19 protein-coding genes are annotated in these 15,813 nt (G+C 50.2%); 5 read left to right on the top strand and 14 right to left on the bottom strand.

What is annotated here, in order from left to right; all coding sequences use genetic code 11:
- Positions 1–27: 27 nt before the first annotated feature.
- From rplI to rpsF, 4 genes are read right to left on the bottom strand one after another with little or no spacing between them, the layout of a single operon-like run.
- On the bottom strand, positions 28–480 hold the full coding sequence (gene rplI, locus LVQ77_RS13530; RefSeq protein ID WP_151994085.1) for a 50S ribosomal protein L9: 453 nt from the start codon (positions 478–480) through the stop codon (positions 28–30).
- A gap of 39 nt (positions 481–519) precedes the next feature.
- Entirely contained in the window at positions 520–747 is a 228-nt protein-coding gene (gene rpsR, locus LVQ77_RS13535; protein ID WP_002210155.1) for a 30S ribosomal protein S18, read from the bottom strand.
- 4 nt (positions 748–751) lie between these two features.
- Complete coding sequence (gene priB / locus LVQ77_RS13540; protein WP_034461190.1) at positions 752–1,069, bottom strand: primosomal replication protein N; 318 nt, start codon at positions 1,067–1,069, stop codon at positions 752–754.
- 6 nt (positions 1,070–1,075) lie between these two features.
- Positions 1,076–1,471: a 30S ribosomal protein S6 gene (rpsF, locus tag LVQ77_RS13545; protein ID WP_064515710.1), complete on the bottom strand. Its 396-nt coding sequence runs from the start codon at positions 1,469–1,471 to the stop codon at positions 1,076–1,078.
- 360 nt (positions 1,472–1,831) lie between these two features.
- Between rpsF and yjfY the strand changes: the two genes are divergently transcribed.
- On the top strand, positions 1,832–2,107 hold the full coding sequence (gene yjfY, locus LVQ77_RS13550; protein ID WP_232865682.1) for a DUF1471 family protein YjfY: 276 nt from the start codon (positions 1,832–1,834) through the stop codon (positions 2,105–2,107).
- Positions 2,108–2,307: 200 nt separating this feature from the next.
- Here yjfY and LVQ77_RS13555 read toward each other — a convergent pair whose 3' ends face one another.
- From LVQ77_RS13555 to ulaA, 6 genes are read right to left on the bottom strand one after another with little or no spacing between them, the layout of a single operon-like run.
- Positions 2,308–2,997 (bottom strand): L-ribulose-5-phosphate 4-epimerase, encoded by a 690-nt coding sequence (locus tag LVQ77_RS13555; RefSeq protein ID WP_232865683.1) that lies wholly within the window; start codon positions 2,995–2,997, stop codon positions 2,308–2,310.
- Positions 2,984–3,850, bottom strand: coding sequence for an L-ribulose-5-phosphate 3-epimerase (locus tag LVQ77_RS13560; protein WP_232904671.1), 867 nt, complete (start codon positions 3,848–3,850; stop codon positions 2,984–2,986). Before LVQ77_RS13560 ends, LVQ77_RS13555 begins: the two co-directional genes overlap by 14 nt.
- 9 nt (positions 3,851–3,859) lie before the next feature.
- Positions 3,860–4,516, bottom strand: coding sequence for a 3-keto-L-gulonate-6-phosphate decarboxylase UlaD (locus tag LVQ77_RS13565; protein ID WP_232904672.1), 657 nt, complete (start codon positions 4,514–4,516; stop codon positions 3,860–3,862).
- A gap of 23 nt (positions 4,517–4,539) precedes the next feature.
- A complete protein-coding gene (gene ulaC, locus LVQ77_RS13570) occupies positions 4,540–4,998 on the bottom strand; it encodes a PTS ascorbate transporter subunit IIA (RefSeq protein WP_151994090.1) in 459 nt (152 codons plus the stop codon).
- Between the two features lie 9 nt (positions 4,999–5,007).
- On the bottom strand, positions 5,008–5,313 hold the full coding sequence (gene ulaB / locus LVQ77_RS13575; protein WP_151994091.1) for a PTS ascorbate transporter subunit IIB: 306 nt from the start codon (positions 5,311–5,313) through the stop codon (positions 5,008–5,010).
- Positions 5,314–5,326: 13 nt separating this feature from the next.
- Positions 5,327–6,724 (bottom strand): PTS ascorbate transporter subunit IIC, encoded by a 1,398-nt coding sequence (ulaA, locus tag LVQ77_RS13580; protein ID WP_232865686.1) that lies wholly within the window; start codon positions 6,722–6,724, stop codon positions 5,327–5,329.
- A 370-nt stretch (positions 6,725–7,094) separates the two neighbouring features.
- On the opposite strand from ulaA, the gene ulaG reads away from it, so the two are divergent.
- Positions 7,095–8,159 (top strand): L-ascorbate 6-phosphate lactonase, encoded by a 1,065-nt coding sequence (gene ulaG / locus LVQ77_RS13585; protein ID WP_232865687.1) that lies wholly within the window; start codon positions 7,095–7,097, stop codon positions 8,157–8,159.
- Positions 8,160–8,254: 95 nt separating this feature from the next.
- Complete coding sequence (ulaR, locus tag LVQ77_RS13590; RefSeq protein WP_232865688.1) at positions 8,255–9,010, top strand: HTH-type transcriptional regulator UlaR; 756 nt, start codon at positions 8,255–8,257, stop codon at positions 9,008–9,010.
- Here the strand turns inward: ulaR and yjfP are convergent, their stop codons facing one another.
- The gene (yjfP, locus tag LVQ77_RS13595) at positions 9,011–9,736 is read right to left on the bottom strand and encodes an esterase (protein WP_232904673.1); all 726 of its coding nucleotides are present in this window, start codon (positions 9,734–9,736) and stop codon (positions 9,011–9,013) included.
- Between the two features lie 194 nt (positions 9,737–9,930).
- Between yjfP and bsmA the strand changes: the two genes are divergently transcribed.
- Together bsmA and LVQ77_RS13605 are read left to right on the top strand one after the other, a co-directional pair.
- Positions 9,931–10,260, top strand: a complete 330-nt coding sequence (gene bsmA, locus LVQ77_RS13600) for a biofilm peroxide resistance protein BsmA (RefSeq protein ID WP_064515702.1) — start codon at positions 9,931–9,933, stop codon at positions 10,258–10,260.
- A gap of 154 nt (positions 10,261–10,414) precedes the next feature.
- On the top strand, positions 10,415–10,690 hold the full coding sequence (locus LVQ77_RS13605; protein WP_034461185.1) for a YdgH/BhsA/McbA family protein: 276 nt from the start codon (positions 10,415–10,417) through the stop codon (positions 10,688–10,690).
- A 50-nt stretch (positions 10,691–10,740) separates the two neighbouring features.
- On the opposite strand, the gene LVQ77_RS13610 is transcribed toward LVQ77_RS13605, so the two are convergent.
- The 3 genes from LVQ77_RS13610 to rnr all read right to left on the bottom strand — a co-directional run bounded on the left by LVQ77_RS13610 (position 10,741) and on the right by rnr (position 15,812).
- Positions 10,741–12,375, bottom strand: coding sequence for an isovaleryl-CoA dehydrogenase (locus LVQ77_RS13610; protein ID WP_232904674.1), 1,635 nt, complete (start codon positions 12,373–12,375; stop codon positions 10,741–10,743).
- Positions 12,376–12,478: 103 nt separating this feature from the next.
- Entirely contained in the window at positions 12,479–13,210 is a 732-nt protein-coding gene (gene rlmB, locus LVQ77_RS13615; RefSeq protein ID WP_154152004.1) for a 23S rRNA (guanosine(2251)-2'-O)-methyltransferase RlmB, read from the bottom strand.
- A gap of 133 nt (positions 13,211–13,343) precedes the next feature.
- A complete protein-coding gene (gene rnr / locus LVQ77_RS13620) occupies positions 13,344–15,812 on the bottom strand; it encodes a ribonuclease R (RefSeq protein WP_134186264.1) in 2,469 nt (822 codons plus the stop codon).
- Between the last annotated feature and the right edge of the window lies 1 nt (position 15,813).

Genomic DNA, 15,813 nt, shown 5'->3' on the forward strand with positions numbered 1-15,813 from the left:
GTCTTTACGTGTTTGAATCAGCGTAAATTACGCTTCAGCAACAACGTTTACAATCAGTTTAGCGAATACATCGCTGTGAACCTGGAAGTCCACTTCGTGCTCACCAGTGGTACGCAGAACACCGTTCGGTAAACGAACTTCGCTCTTAGCCACTTCAACGCCAGCTGCAGTTACTGCATCAGCGATGTCGCGGGTACCAATGGAACCGAACAGTTTACCTTCGTCGCCAGCTTTAGACGCGATAGTAACAGTTTCGAGTGCGTTGATCTTCGCAGCGCGAGCTTCAGCAGCAGTCAGAACGTCAGCTAATTTAGCTTCCAGTTCTGCACGGCGAGCTTCGAAGAATTCAACGTTTTTCTTGGTAGCAGGAACAGCTTTACCCTGTGGTACCAGGAAGTTACGAGCATAGCCCGCTTTAACGTTAACCTGATCACCCAGGCTACCCAGGTTTGCTACTTTATCAAGCAGAATAACTTGCATTACCTTATCCTCTCAAAGTCGTTAATGGACAGTGGCCGATTACTGATGACGATCAGTATATGGCAACAAAGAAAGGTAACGAGCGCGCTTGATGCAGCGAGCCAACTGACGCTGGTATTTTGCACGAGTACCGGTAATACGGCTCGGGACAATTTTACCACTTTCAGTGATGTAGTTTTTCAGTGTAGCGATATCTTTATAATCAATCTCTACAACGCCTTCCGCGGTGAAACGGCAGAACTTGCGACGACGGAAATAACGTGCCATTAGGCTAGTCTCCAGAATCTATCAAATCAATCTGCTCGGCATGCAATACCACTTTGTTCAGACCATTTTTTGCCTGATGGCAACTAATGAAACCTTGAACTGTGAGTACCGTGCCGACCGTTATACTTTGAGTAATGGCTGAGTGTGCGTGCCCGCTAATAATAACTGGCATACGGCACCACGCCTGCCGATCTAAACCGGCTTCCTTTTGCACAGAACGGTGCTCAAGCACGAACTGGCAATGAGGAATTCCTGACGGGCTGACCTTGCGAAGAGGCGTCTTGCACACTGTGCCAGACAACACCAGGCGGTTGGCCGTCATTGGAAATTACTCTTCAGAATCCCCAGCATCCGCATCATCAGCAGTTTCGCTAGCGAAGTCATCGCGACGATCACGACGTTCGTCTTTAGCTTTAACCATTGGTGAAGCTTCGGTTACAGCGTGCTTAGTACGCATAACCATGCTACGGATAACGGCGTCGTTGAAGCGGAAGTTAGTTTCCAGCTCATCGATCACTTCCTGCGGAGCTTCAACGTTCAGCAGAACGTAGTGTGCTTTGTGCAGTTTGTTGATCGGGTAAGCCAGTTGACGGCGGCCCCAGTCTTCCAGACGGTGGATCGTACCTTCTGCTGCAGTGATTGCAGTAGTGTAACGTTCGATCATACCCGGAACCTGTTCGCTCTGGTCAGGATGGACCATAAAAACGATTTCGTAATGACGCATCGAATTGCTCCTTACGGATTATTCAGCCTCCTGTCAGGGTCAGCCGCGGCCCATGGAAGCAAGGAACGTGTTTATAAAGGCGGCTGAAAAAATTGACGCGTAATCATACAAGCGGAGCCCAGTAAACTCAAGGTCATATGGAAATTAATTCTTTTGCATGAAGGCTAAATTTCTAACAAGCGCTAACTCAGTGAAATCTATAACTTTGACCTGGATCACTTAAAATTTTTGACCAACATCATCAGAAATGGTCGCTTTTTATCCAACCCTAAGGGTTTACACTTATTGTCATAGGCCGCCACTATTTATTAACAGGAGCGACGACCGCAGCTGACACATTAAGTTGTAGTGGAGCGGATTATGAAAATTACAGTTTTAGCCTTTCTGGCGGCGATTTTGCTTAGTTCAAATGCAGCTGCCGCGATCAAGATTGATGGTCGCCAGGCACAGAATATGGATGATGTGATGAGTCTTGGGGTTATTTATATCAACCATAACTTCGCGACAGAACAGGAAGCTGAAGTTGCTATCCATGAGGATGCAGATCAGCACAATGCAAAGTACTACCACACTATTTTGATGAGAGAACCAGGTAGTAACGGCAATATGCGCGTAAGCGCTGACATTTACCGGTAGCAGAATGCAATGAGGTAATGAAGTAAGGCGTTAACACCAGGAATACCACAACGACATAGAAAGCCAACGTTTGACTTGCCCCCGCTTGCGGGGGCTTTTTTATACGCTTCATACTGAAATTTAAAGAGAGTTGGAGCCCGTGCAAATGCGATTTAAAAGGCCAAAGCCATGTGCCCTGTAACTTCAACTATCTCGCGTATTTATCTTCCCTGCCCGTAATAAGCGTTCGGGCCATGTTTGCGCTGAAAGTGTTTGTTCATCAAATAACTGTCGATAGGTTTAAGTGCCGGATTAATCCCACGAGCAATCCACGCCATTCGCGCCACTTCCTCCATAACCACCGCGTTATGTACTGCGTCTTCGGCTGTTTTCCCCCATGCAAACGGGCCATGTTGATAAACCACGACGCCGGGCGTGTGCAGAGGGTGATGGCTACCTAAGGTTTCGATAATCACTTTGCCGGTATTTAGCTCATATTCGCCCTGCACTTCGTCGATAGTTAATGCGCGAGTGCAGCGAATATCACCAAAAAAGTAATCAGCATGTGTCGTGCCAAGTGCCGGAATACTTAGCCCAGCCTGCGCCCATGCGGTGGCATGGGTAGAGTGAGTGTGAACAACGCCGCCGAGTTCGGGATATTGCCTATATAGTGCGAGGTGTGTCGCGGTATCAGACGAAGGGCGGCACTTCCCTTCAATCACCGCACCGTTCATATCGACTATCACCATGTCGTCAGCAGACATCTGCTCATAGGCCACGCCGCTTGGCTTAATCGCAATGCATTGCCGCTCGCGGTCGATACCGCTGACATTCCCCCAGGTGAAGGTCACCAGACCATGCCGTGGAAGCGCCATATTCGCCTCAAAAACCTGCTGTTTAAGATGCTGCATAATCAGCCTCCAGCAAACCGGCAGTTGCCATGCGAGCGAGCACCCAATCACGAGCAGCGATAATTTCAGCAACCGGATCTACCGCAGCTTCACTCCACATTTCAATCAAATATGGGCCACGGTAGCCACTGCGTTTTAAGGTCGCAAAGCAATCCTCAAACGCCACCACGCCGCTGCCGAAGGGAACATTTTTGAACACGCCGGGCTTCGTGTCTTTTACGTGAACCGCCACAATGTGCCCGCGCCCTGCCTCCAACTCCATTTGCACGTCGTTATCCCATGCGGATAAATTGCCGATGTCCGGATACAACTGGAACCAAGGGTTATTCAGGTAATGCGCGTAACCCATCGCTTTGCTGATGGAGTTCATCAGCGGATAGTCCATGATTTCCATTGCCAGTGTGACCTGGGCGCGGCTCGCCATTTCAACAGCCTGAGTCAGGCCTTCACGGAAACGGCGACGGGTTTCGTCGTTGGCTTGCTGGTAATAGACATCGTAACCCGCCAGCTGAATTACGCGTACGCCAACGTCTTGCGCAAACTTGATGGCTTTACGCATGATCTCCAGCCCATGGTTACGAATTTCGTCATCTTCACTGCCTAGTGGATAACGGCGATGCGCACTCAGGCAGATAGAAGGAACGCGCACCCCGGTATCCGCGATGGCTTGTACCAAGGAAAATCGCTGTTCGCGACTCCAGTCAAGCCGTGCGAGGCGTTCATCAGTTTCATCAATCGACATCTCGACAAAATCGAACTCCAGACTGGCAGCGAGTTGTAGCCTTTCCCGCCAGCACTCCCCGGCAGGAAGCGCCTTTTCGTAAATACCCAGCGGCACTTGCTTATTCAACATGAGCAGTCCTTATCCCCAAAGCTGGGCGATAGCACGTTTGAACTGGCGAGCCGCATCTACAGGCGAGGCTGCATCACGAATGCTGCGCCCGGCAATAAATACATGAATCGGAATGCCTTTAAACAGCGGTAAATCTTCAAGCGCAAGACCACCCGTAACCGTCACTTTAAACCCCATATTAGCCAGGCGTTTGATTGCGCTAATATCCGTTTCGCTCCAGGCAATGCCCGCAGCTTGCGCATCACGGCTGCGGTGATAAACCACTTGTTCGATGCCCGCAGCACGCCACTCCTGGGCTTGTTCCCACGTCCAGAAACCTGTCAGCTCGATTTGCACATCACCGTTAAATTCACGGGCCACTTCCAGCGCACCTTTAGTGGTGTTGATATCGGCACAGCAAATCACCGTAACCCAGTCAGCATGCGCTTCGAAACACATCCGCGAGAGGATTTTCCCGGCATCCGCAATTTTGGCATCGGCCAGTACAATTTTATGTGGATAGAGCGCTTTGAGGTCACGCACCGCGCGCACGCCTTCGCCCACGCAAAGAATGGTTCCTACTTCAATAATGTCGACTTCTTCAGCGATCAGGCGCGTAGTTTTGTAAGCGTCTGATAGGGTCTGGTTATCTAGCGCAACTTGCAGCATCGGTAATGAATGAGACATAAAAAGCTCCTTAAACTGTGGGCCTACGCCGTAGCGCGATCAATTAAATCCAACACTTCCTGCGCGGTGCGGCAGGCGCGTAAACGATCAAAATTGGCTTCATCTTCAAATAGATTAACGATCTGCATGATGCCGACCTCCTGATGTGTAGTGGCATCAACAGCAGCCATGGTAATAAGAATATCCACCGGGTCGTTATCTTCGTGGTTAAACACCAGCGGGGTTTTCAGCGTTACCAGAGAAAAACCGGTACTTTTGACCCCTTCTTCTGGCCGACCATGTGGCATAGCAAGACCAGGGGCAATTACGAAGTAAGGCCCGTGTTGTGCGACGCCATCCAGAATCGCCTGGTAATAGCGCGGCTCTACAACATCCGCTTTTACCAGCAGGTCAACGCCCAGCTTGACCGCGTCCTGCCAGGTTTCCGCCTGCGCCTGAAGTAAAATTGAGTGGTTATCAGCCAATGAGTCACGAAGTTTCATGGTGCCTCTCTATTTTAGATCCTGCGGGAAGTGCGCAGTAATCACTTCCATCAGCTTTGGTCCAAAGTCCGCAGCCGAAAGCATGTTGCGCACACCCACCACATATTTATTGCCTACCACAGTGATTTCACCAGCAATGTGCGTTGAGGCGATAATGACATCGGCACCGCTCAGTTCGCTTTTGTACTCACCCACCGCGCAGCTGTTTACTGAGTGATTGACGCCCTGCTGCGTCAGGAACTGATCCACCTTCATTTTCATGATCATGGAACTACCCTGCCCGTTACCGCATACCGCCAGAATTCGTACCGTCATAATCCAGATCCTTTTAGTGGGCAGATGACTCTGCCAGATGTTTTTCTGCATCTTCCTCGGCGCGAAGAGTGCGCCCGGCGAAGAACATGTAAATCAGTGCAATCACGATAACCACCCCCATAAACCACAACCCAAGCGTCAGCCCTTGCATTAATGGTGGTGCAAGAATCGACCAGTCAGCCATGCCCATCCAGGCGCTTAATCCGGTGAGTTTGATGGCCCAGACACAGCCAAAGATTTCAATAATGCCCATCACCAGGCAGATTTTTAGCGCCGCGCGCCAGCCGCCAAAGTGGTTGGCAAACACGCCAATGGTGGCGTTAGAGAAGAACATTGGGATAAAGCCTGGGATTATCATGATGGAAGAACCGAGTCCGATAAGAATGCCGACGGCAATCAACTGGCCGATGGTTCCCCAAATGAATCCCCACACCACTGCGTTTGGTGCGAAGCTGTAGATAGCTGCGCAGTCGATGGCGAGAACCGCCCCTGGAATTAAGCGCTGTGAGATACCGTTAAAGGCTTCGGACAACTCTGCGACGAACATTCTCACGCCCTGAACGATGATGAAAATCGCCACCGCGAACTGGAAGCCGGTTTGCAGAATGTAGATAGTCCAGTGAGTTTTACCGGCCATCGCCTGCATAACATCGATGCCGAATGAACAAAGGATCACGCCGAAAAACAGCGTCATAACAATGGCGGTGGAAACGATGTTGTCGTGGAAGATGTTGAGCCAGCCCGGTAATTTAAGATCTTCAACACTCTCCTCTTTTTTTCCTAGATACGGTGCGATTTTGTAGGCAATCCACGAAGCGAATTGTTGTTGGTGACCGATTGAAAAACCGCTGTTTTCCGTCACGGCTTGTGTCGGTTTATACATCATGTTGGAGGTGATACCCCAATAGAGGGAAACCAACACCGCGGTGCAGATGATGGTTGTCCACATTGGATAGCCAAGGATAAAGAAGAACACGGCAATGAGGCCCGCTTGCTGGAACATGATGTGACCAGTCAGCATGATGGTGCGGATCCCTGTAATACGCCGTAGCAACACATAAATAATATTGAGTGCCAGAGCCAATAACACGGCGTATCCCACCCAACTGTAGGCGTCGCCCATTCTTTCGACCGTCGCCATCATCGATGCATAAGTATCTGAAATAGCGCCGTTAATCCCATAAACCTCAGACATCTTCGCGACAACGGGTTTAAACGTGCCGGTCAAAATCCCGGAGCCTGCCTGCAGCAACATAAAGCCGATAATCGTTTTGATGGTGCCTTTGATAATTACGCTGACGCTTTTACGCAAAAGCACATAGCCCAGACAAGTCACAATCCCTAGTAGCAAAGGGGCGTTTGTCATTACCTGGTTAAAGAAAATGATAAAGCCGTTGTAGAGGATCTCCATAAAGCTCTCCGTAGGGTAGTCGCTCCCTGTTTCGATCAGAAAACAGGCGGAAGTAATGTTCGCCCTCACTCTATTTGTCAAAAATAATCACAACAAGATTGAAAATGATTATTTGTGAGGAAGTACGCAATTTATTTTCCACAATTACACTGCGGTTAATTCCCAGCAATCAAAAAAGACAAATAAACCTTAAAAAACATATAAATATAAAAACAAACCTCTTTCATACTTCTCATTTAATAAGTGTTTAAAGGTGAAATCCACAAAATAACCTGTCAGAAAAAACTTCTAAATTTAAAAATTTGATGTCAATATAAATCACAATTTGATCACTTGTGATTATTGATTCTAAATGGATAGGAGAAGGCTGATGAGTAAGGTTGAGACGATTACCCGTGAATCCTGGATTTTAAGCACCTTCCCGGAATGGGGTAGCTGGCTGAATGAAGAAATTGAGCAGGAAGTGGTTGCCCCTGGAACCTTCGCCATGTGGTGGTTGGGCTGCACGGGTATCTGGTTGAAATCCCAGGGTGGTGCGAATATCTGCGTTGATTTCTGGTGTGGTACCGGTAAGCAAAGCCACGGCAATCCGCTGATGAAACAAGGCCACCAGATGCAGCGCATGGCTGGGGTGGAAAAATTGCAGCCCAACCTGCGCACCACACCGTTCGTGCTCGATCCTTTCGCTATTCGCAATATTGATGCGGTACTTTCAACACACGATCACAACGATCATATCGACGTGAACGTGGCGGCCGCAGTGATGCAGAACTGTGCCGATGATGTGCCATTTATTGGGCCGCAGACCTGCGTTGATTTATGGATTGGCTGGGGTGTTCCACGCGAGCGTTGCATCGTAATGAAACCCGGTGATGTCGTGAAAGTGAAAGACATTGAAATTCATGCGCTAGATGCTTTCGATCGTACCGCGCTGATTACGCTTCCTGCTGATGAAAAAGCGGCGGGTATATTACCTGATGGCATGGATAAACGCGCAGTCAACTATCTGTTCAAAACCCCTGGTGGCAACCTTTACCACAGCGGAGATTCTCACTATTCCAACTACTACGCAAAACATGGCAATGATCATCAGATTGATGTCGCACTCGGCTCTTACGGCGAGAACCCACGCGGGATCACCGACAAAATGACTAGTGCTGATATTTTACGCATGGCGGAGTCATTGAATACCAAAGTGGTCATTCCGTTCCATCATGATATCTGGTCGAATTTCCAGGCCGATCCGCAAGAGATCCGTGTGCTATGGAATATGAAGAAAGATCGACTGAAGTATGGCTTTAAGCCATTTATCTGGCAGGTGGGTGGCAAATTTACCTGGCCGCTGGATAAAGATCAGTTCGAATATCACTACCCACGCGGGTTTGATGATTGCTTTACTCATGAACCGGATCTGCCGTTTAAGTCCTTCTTGTAATGTTGTGAAGCCGGGTCAATATCCGGCTTTTCCTTTAGGTATTCCATCTGATTTCAAATATCATCTTTAAAAATCATCCCTCATCGGAAAAATTCATGACCGAAGCACAACGCCACCAGATCCTGCTCGAACTGCTCCAGCAAACAGGATTTGTGACTGTCGAACAAGTGATGGAACGCCTGGCAATCTCTCCGGCGACCGCACGGCGTGATATTAATAAGCTCGATGAGAGCGGCAGACTGAAAAAAGTCCGTAACGGTGCCGAAGCCATTAGCCAGCAGCGCCTGCGCTGGACGCCAATGAATATTCATCTGGCGCAAAATCACGATGAGAAAAGCCGTATTGCCAGTGCTGCATCAGCGCTCGTCAAACAAGGTGAAAGTGTCGTGATCAACTGCGGATCGACTGCTTTTTTACTCGGCCAGCAGATATGTGGCAAACCAGTGCAGATCATTACTAACTATCTTCCGCTGGCTAATTACCTTATCGACGAAAATCATGAAAGTGTGGTGATCATGGGCGGGCAATATAATAAAAGCCACTCCATTACCCTTGGGCCGCAAGAAAACGAGACTTCGCTGTATGCCGGGCACTGGATGTTTACCAGTGGCAAAGGGCTGACGTCTGAAGGACTTTATAAAACGGATATGCTAACCGCAATGGCAGAGCAAAAGATGCTGGGCGTCGTGGGTAAGCTGGCTGTATTGGTCGATAGCTCAAAAGTAGGGCAACGCGCGGGCATGCTCTTTAGCCGCACGGAGCAGATTGATTTAGTGATTACCGGTAAGCAAGCAAACCCTGAAGTGGTCAAAAAACTTGAAGATCAGGGTGTGCAAGTGATTCTGGTGTAATTAAAGGTTCTCACTAAAGAAGCGGCTGGCGGCATCCAGAGCCGTTGGCGTAATGCGGTGCTTGACGCCTGGTTCCCCTAAGCAGATCAGTTGTTTATCCAGCCCCTTCTCAACTAGCGCTTGCTGCAAACGCCATGTCTCAGCCGCCGGAACAACATCATCATCCTCGCCGTGCCACAGCAAAAGTGGCCGGTTACCGATGCTTTCTAGCTGATGGCTGATGTCATATTCGGCGAGTGCATTGAGTGATTCAGCCTCTTCCGCTCGTGGTGAAAATAGCGTTTGCCCAAGCGACATAAAATATCCCGATCCCATCAGACATGCCACGCAGCGAACTTGCGGATAACGCGCCATAATACCAAGAGCCGTCATGCCTCCCATTGAAGCACCACCCACAGCAACTCGTCGCTCATCTACGGGATAGCGTTCAGATAAAGCCTGATAAAGCGGCGAAAACTCATCAATGTTGTGTTTAAGAATCGACCAGAATTGATACAGCCGCACGGTGTCATCACCATTAAATCGCGCACCGTGTTGCTCGGCATCGGGCATAATCACGCGCATTCCAGCCTGAGCAAGAGCGACCGCAAAGTAACTGTAAACCAGTTTAGAGGAAGTAAAACCGTGATAGAAAAATACCACCGGGAGTTCGCACTCTTTTTTCCCGGAGGGCACAGCGTGGAGAACTTCAATGCCCGCAAGCTGTTCGGTATATATTTCAATCATGATATTAGCCCTATATTGGTGTGATATATCCTTTGTATGTCAGGGTCCTGTGGATGGCAAGTCATTGATGGGTTGTGATTATTGTTCACTATGAGATCTGCTTAGCGATTTTCATTCGAAAGTGATTAAAAAGCGCGGGGAAGCTAACAAAATGGGAACATTCCCTCTTCTCAGAAAAAAACCGGGGCTACACTATGGCTATTAAGAGACGAGAAACGATCATGCGATTGCTATCAGCTGTGTTACTTGCGACCACGCTCAGTGCTTGTAGCGTGTTACAAGGGACACCACAACCAGCGCCGCCTGCAACCGGAACCCCTCAGGAAATCCAGCGTTACCAAACGCAGGGTTTGACCAAAATAGGGACGGTGACAGCACTTGAGCACGGCTCTCCGATGGACGCAGAACGAGCGCTAGAAGAGAAAGCTGTTGCAGCCAAAGCGGATTATTACGTCATCGTGCTAAACGATGAGACGGTAGTACCTGGTCAGTGGTATGCCCAGGCCATTTTGTACCGTAAGTAATTTAGCACTGTGTTTAATTTATGCATATTTACATAGCTTTGCGTCAATTGATCGTTTGTTATGCACAATGAACCTCAGCCAACGGACAGGTCTGAAGTTCACCCACGCGAAGGATTGCCCTGCTGATTTAGGGTAAGTATTAAAGGAGCTAATTATGAAACGATCGCTTGCCTTAACCTCATTACTGCTGTCCGTGGGGCTAATCACAACGTCGGCACAATCGGCAGAAGATGTTGCCGCAGATTGTGTGACGGGTTTGAATGAAATCGGCATGATTTCTGTGAATGGTATTGCCGGTAGCGTGCAAGATGTAGAGAAAGTCATTGCCCTGAAGGCTGACGAACATGGAGCATCATACTATCGCATCGTTAAAATGCAGGAAAACCAGCTTGCTGAAGGCTGGCGTGTACAAGCCATTATTTATGCATAAATAAGCCAGCGGCCATTGATACTCCCCTTTATGGCGCTGGCTTTTTTGTTCTATCCTGTGCGGCCTGTCGCTCTGAGTAGTACATCAATAAGTACCTGATTCGGTAAAACACTTTCCCCCCGCGAGTCCAGCATCATACGGCACCAGGCTTCACCTAACGGTGGAGAGAGATGCTGTAAAACCTGGGTACCTGTCGCCAGAAGAGCCAGCATTCGGGTAACTTCCCTGCCCCATTCCTCTTGTGGCTTACGAAGCCGCTGTTGCAACTGCCGCCAGCTACGATCGAAATGCCGATTTTGCCCTTTCACTTCGTCAAACTCCGCATGCAACATCTCCATCGCACCGGGATGTTTGGCCAGAACGCGCAGCACATCAAGGCTCATGATATTGCCCGATCCTTCCCAGATACTATTCACCGGCATTTCACGGTAAATGCGTGGCAACTCGCTATCTTCGCAATAACCCATTCCCCCAAGCACTTCCATGGCTTCCGCGACAAAGGGGATACCCGATTTGCAGACGCTAAATTTAGCCACAGCCGTAAACAGCCGACTATAAGCCAACTCATGCGGATTACCGGGTGATTCCCAGGCGCGAGCCAGACGAAACAGAAACGCCGTTTGCCCTTCAAGTTGCAAAGCCATACGCCCCAGAACCTGGCGCATAATCGGCAGGTCGATCAGCATCTTGCCGAATGCCTGACGTTGGTGTGCGTGATATAACGCGACAGAGAGCGCGCGGCGCATCAGGCCATGGCTGCCAAGTGCACAGTCAAAACGGGTATAACCACCCATTTTGAGAATTGAGCGAACTCCCTCGCCTTCTTCACCGATAAGCCACGCCGTAGCATCGCAAAATTCAACTTCGCTGCTGGCGTTGGAGCGGTTACCGAGCTTGTCTTTCAATCGTTCAAAACGAACCTGGTTACGTTGCCCATCGGGTAAAAATCGCGGCAGGAAGAAACACGAAAGGCCGCCTTTCGCCTGCGCCAGAATCAAATGCGCATCGCTTTGCGGAACGGAGAAAAACCATTTGTGGCCGACTATGCGATACATTTCACCAGGGCCGCGTTTATCGATCGCCTCTGCACGCGTGGTGTTGCTGAGCACATCTGAGCCCCCCTGCTTCTCAGTCATGCCCATACCGATGAGCAGGCCACGTTTTTGAGCGCCAAGTGAGAGGTGCGCATCGTAACGATCGCTGAGTAGCGGCTTCAGCCACGGCTGAAACTCTTTGGGTAGATGCTTAAGTAAGAGAGGAGTGGCACCAAATGTCATGGTGATAGGGCATAACGTTCCTGCTTCCACCTGCGCATGCTGAACAAAGCGCGCAGCACGGGCCACAAACGAGCCTTGCCTGGCATCTTCCTGCCACGGCAAATTGTGTACCCGATTGGCACACAGCCCTTGCATTAGTAAATGCCAGGCAGGATAAAAGCGCACATCATCGAGCCGCTCACCGCTGGAATCATAGCGGAGTAATTCAGGCGGATTGGCATTCGCCAGGCGGCCGAGCTCCAGTGATTCAGCTGAACCCAGTTGTTGGCCGATACTTGCCAGAAGTTCCGCATCCCAGCCAGCCCCTTCACGGGCTACAGCCTCGGTTAACGAGATATCAGAAAGAAAAAGGTTACTGTTGTTGAGGGGTATTGGTTGGTTAAAAACGGTATGAGTTTGCCAGCGCATCGTGTTCCCTCCCATTAATGGCAATGCCATTAGTATGGACGGTGACAGCGCTTATGCATGGAGAGGGATCACAAAGCGGGGTGCGAAAGCACCCCACAAGAAATTAACTGCGTTGACGCACAGCTTCGAACAGGCAAATACCGGTCGCGACGGAAACATTCAATGAAGAAACGGTTCCAGCCATTGGGATGCTAATCAGCTCATCGCAATGTTCGCGAGTCAGACGACGCATACCTTCCCCTTCAGCGCCCATCACCAGCGCCATTGGGCCGGTCATTTTGCTCTGGAACAAGGTGTGGTCTGCTTCACCCGCGGTACCGACGATCCAAACGTTCGATTCCTGCAATAAACGCATAGTTCGAGCCAGGTTGGTCACACTGATAAGCGGAACATGCTCAGCTGCACCACAGGCCACTTTCTTGGCAGTAGCGTTCAGTTGTGCAGATCGGTCTTTCGGTACGATAACCGCATGTACGCCGGCAGCATCTGCGCTACGCAGGCAAGCACCGAGGTTGTGCGGGTCGGTAACGCCATCCAGAATCAGCAAGAATGGCTGTTCAAGACCTGCAAGCAGGTCCGGAATATCATTTTCCTGATACTGACGACCCGGTTTCACGCGAGCAATAATGCCCTGGTGCACAGCGCCTTCAGATTTTTCATCCAGCCATTGGCGGTTTGCCATTTGAACCGGCACACCCTGGGCTTCCAGCGCATGAATTAAAGGCATCAGACGTTTGTCTTCACGGCCTTTAAGGATAAAGACTTCCCGAAAACGCTGGGGGGCGTTATCAAGTAGCGCCTGGACGGCGTGAATGCCGTAAATCATTTCACTCATTACTGTTACTCATTTCAGGTGCTGATGCACCAGTGTTAATTTGCTCGTAAATGTCGGATGTCGCTTACGCTAATCCGACCTACGAAAAGCAGTTTCAGGGTGGATAAACGAAGAACCATCCACCCTTTCAAGGCTAGCTCGGCTGCTTTTTCGCTGCCCGCTTAGCTTTCGTGGCTGCCGCTATCTTACGAGTTTTGTCCGATGGCGTTTTTGGTTTCTTCACCTTCGGTTCGGCGGTTTTCTCGATTTTTTTGTCGGCTTTCGCTTTCTTCGGCTTCGCAGGGCCTTTCTCTTTACGGAAAGCACTGTCTGACTCGAAGTTTACGCGTTTGCCAGCTTGACGACGTTTCGGTCCGTTGCCGTTAGCGCCTCTTTTCGCTTTGTCTTTCTCAGTTTTACCCGCACCGCGAGGTACGCGAGTACTAGAGAGCAAAGCAAAATCAATCTTGCGCTCGTCCATGTGAACGGCTTCAACACGCACTTCTACACGGTCACCCAGGCGATAAGTCTGACCGCCGGATTCACCAATCAGGCGTTGCCCAACCTGGTCAAAGCGGTAGTAGTCGTTATCAAGAGTAGAAACGTGCACCAGGCCATCGATAAACAGATCCGTCAGACGGACAAAGAAGCCAAAACCGGTGACGCTTGCGATGATGCCAGTAAAGGTATTACCAACCTGATCCTGCATAAAGTCGCATTTCAGCCAGTCGGCAACGTCACGTGTGGCTTCATCGGCACGACGTTCAGCCATAGAACAATGCTGGCCAAGTTGCAGCATCTCTTCCATGTCATAGTGCCAGCCGCCAGACTCGGTGCTGTTACCCTTATGGCCCTGCTCTTTCGCCAGCAGATACTTAATTGCACGGTGTAACAACAAATCCGGATAGCGGCGAATCGGCGAGGTAAAGTGCGCATAAGATTGCAGCGCAAGGCCAAAGTGACCACGGTTTTCTGGATCGTAAACCGCCTGTTTCATGGAGCGCAGCAGCATAGTTTGCAGCATTTCATGATCCGGACGATCGGCAATCGAGTTCAGCAGTTCTGCGTAATCACGCGGTTCAGGCTTCTGCCCGCCCGGTAATTCCAGACCCAGTTCAGCCAGCACAGAACGGAACGAGGTGATCGCTTCGTTGGTTGGACGATCGTGGTCGCGGAACAGTGACGGTTCGTTATGTTTTTCAACAAAGCGAGCGGCTGCAATGTTCGCGAGGATCATGCACTCTTCGATTAGCTTATGCGCATCGTTACGTACAGTTTGCTCAACGCGCTCGATGCGGCGTTCAGCGTTGAAGATAAACTTCGCTTCTTCACTTTCAAACGAGATGCCACCACGCTCGGCGCGAGAAACATCCAGCACTTTATACAGGTTATGCAGCTCTTCGATGTGCTTAACCAGCGGCGCATACTGCTCACGAAGTTCCTGATCGCCCTGCAACATATGCCACACTTTGGTGTAGGTCAGACGCGCATGGGAACTCATTACCGCTTCGTAGAATTTAGAGCCTGTCAGGCGACCCGTTGCAGATATAGTCATTTCGCAGACCATACACAGACGGTCAACCTGTGGATTGAGCGAGCACAGGCCGTTGGACAGCACTTCCGGCAGCATCGGGATAACCTGCGACGGGAAGTAAACTGACGTGCCGCGGTTACGCGCTTCTTTATCCAGTGCGGTTGGCGGGCGAACGTAATAACTTACGTCAGCAATCGCAACCCACAAGCGCCAGCCGCCGCCACGTTTTTTCTCACAGAATACGGCGTCATCGAAGTCACGCGCATCTTCACCATCAATGGTCATGAGTGGCAGATCACGCAAATCTACGCGGCCAACTTTGGCCTCTTCTGGCACTTGCTCCTTCAGGGAAGCAACCTGGGCTTCAACTTCTGGTGGCCAGATATAAGGGATTTCGTGGGTGCGCAGCGCCATATCGACGGCCATGCCGGTACCCATGTTGTCGCCAAGAAGCTCAACAATTTTACCAACCGCTTTGGTGCGGCGAGTTGGACGTTGGGTGAGTTCAACCACTACCACAAAGCCCATACGTGCACCCATTACCCCTTCTGGTGGGATAAGGATATCGAAGCTCAGACGGCTGTCGTCTGGCACCACGAAACTGATACCCGCATCGGTAAAGTAGCGGCCAACAATTTGCCCGGTTCTTGGCTCCAGCACACGCACAATACGCGCTTCGCGACGGCCTTTACGGTCAGCACCCAGCGGTTGCGCCAGTACGATGTCGCCATGCATACACATTTTCATCTGTTCAGATGAAAGGTAGAGATCGTCTTTACGACCTTCTACGCGCAGGAAGCCAAAGCCATCGCGATGACCAATAACTTTGCCTTTGAGCAAATCAAGACGTTCTGGAAGGGCATAGCACTGGCGACGGGTAAAGACCAACTGTCCATCGCGTTCCATGGCTCGCAAACGGCGACGCAGCGCTTCAAGTTGTTCTTCACCAGTAATATTTAGTTCTTCAGCCAGTTCGTCACGATTGGCTGGTTTTTCACGTTTGGAGAGATGAGCGAGAATAAACTCCCGGCTTGGGATCGGGTTTTCGTATTTTTCGGCTTCTCGTTCCTGAAAAGGATCTTTTGACATT

Origin of the sequence: Buttiauxella cochleicola, from assembly GCF_021282435.1 — a bacterium.
In the GTDB taxonomy this organism is placed as follows: Bacteria; Pseudomonadota; Gammaproteobacteria; order Enterobacterales; family Enterobacteriaceae; genus Buttiauxella; species Buttiauxella massiliensis.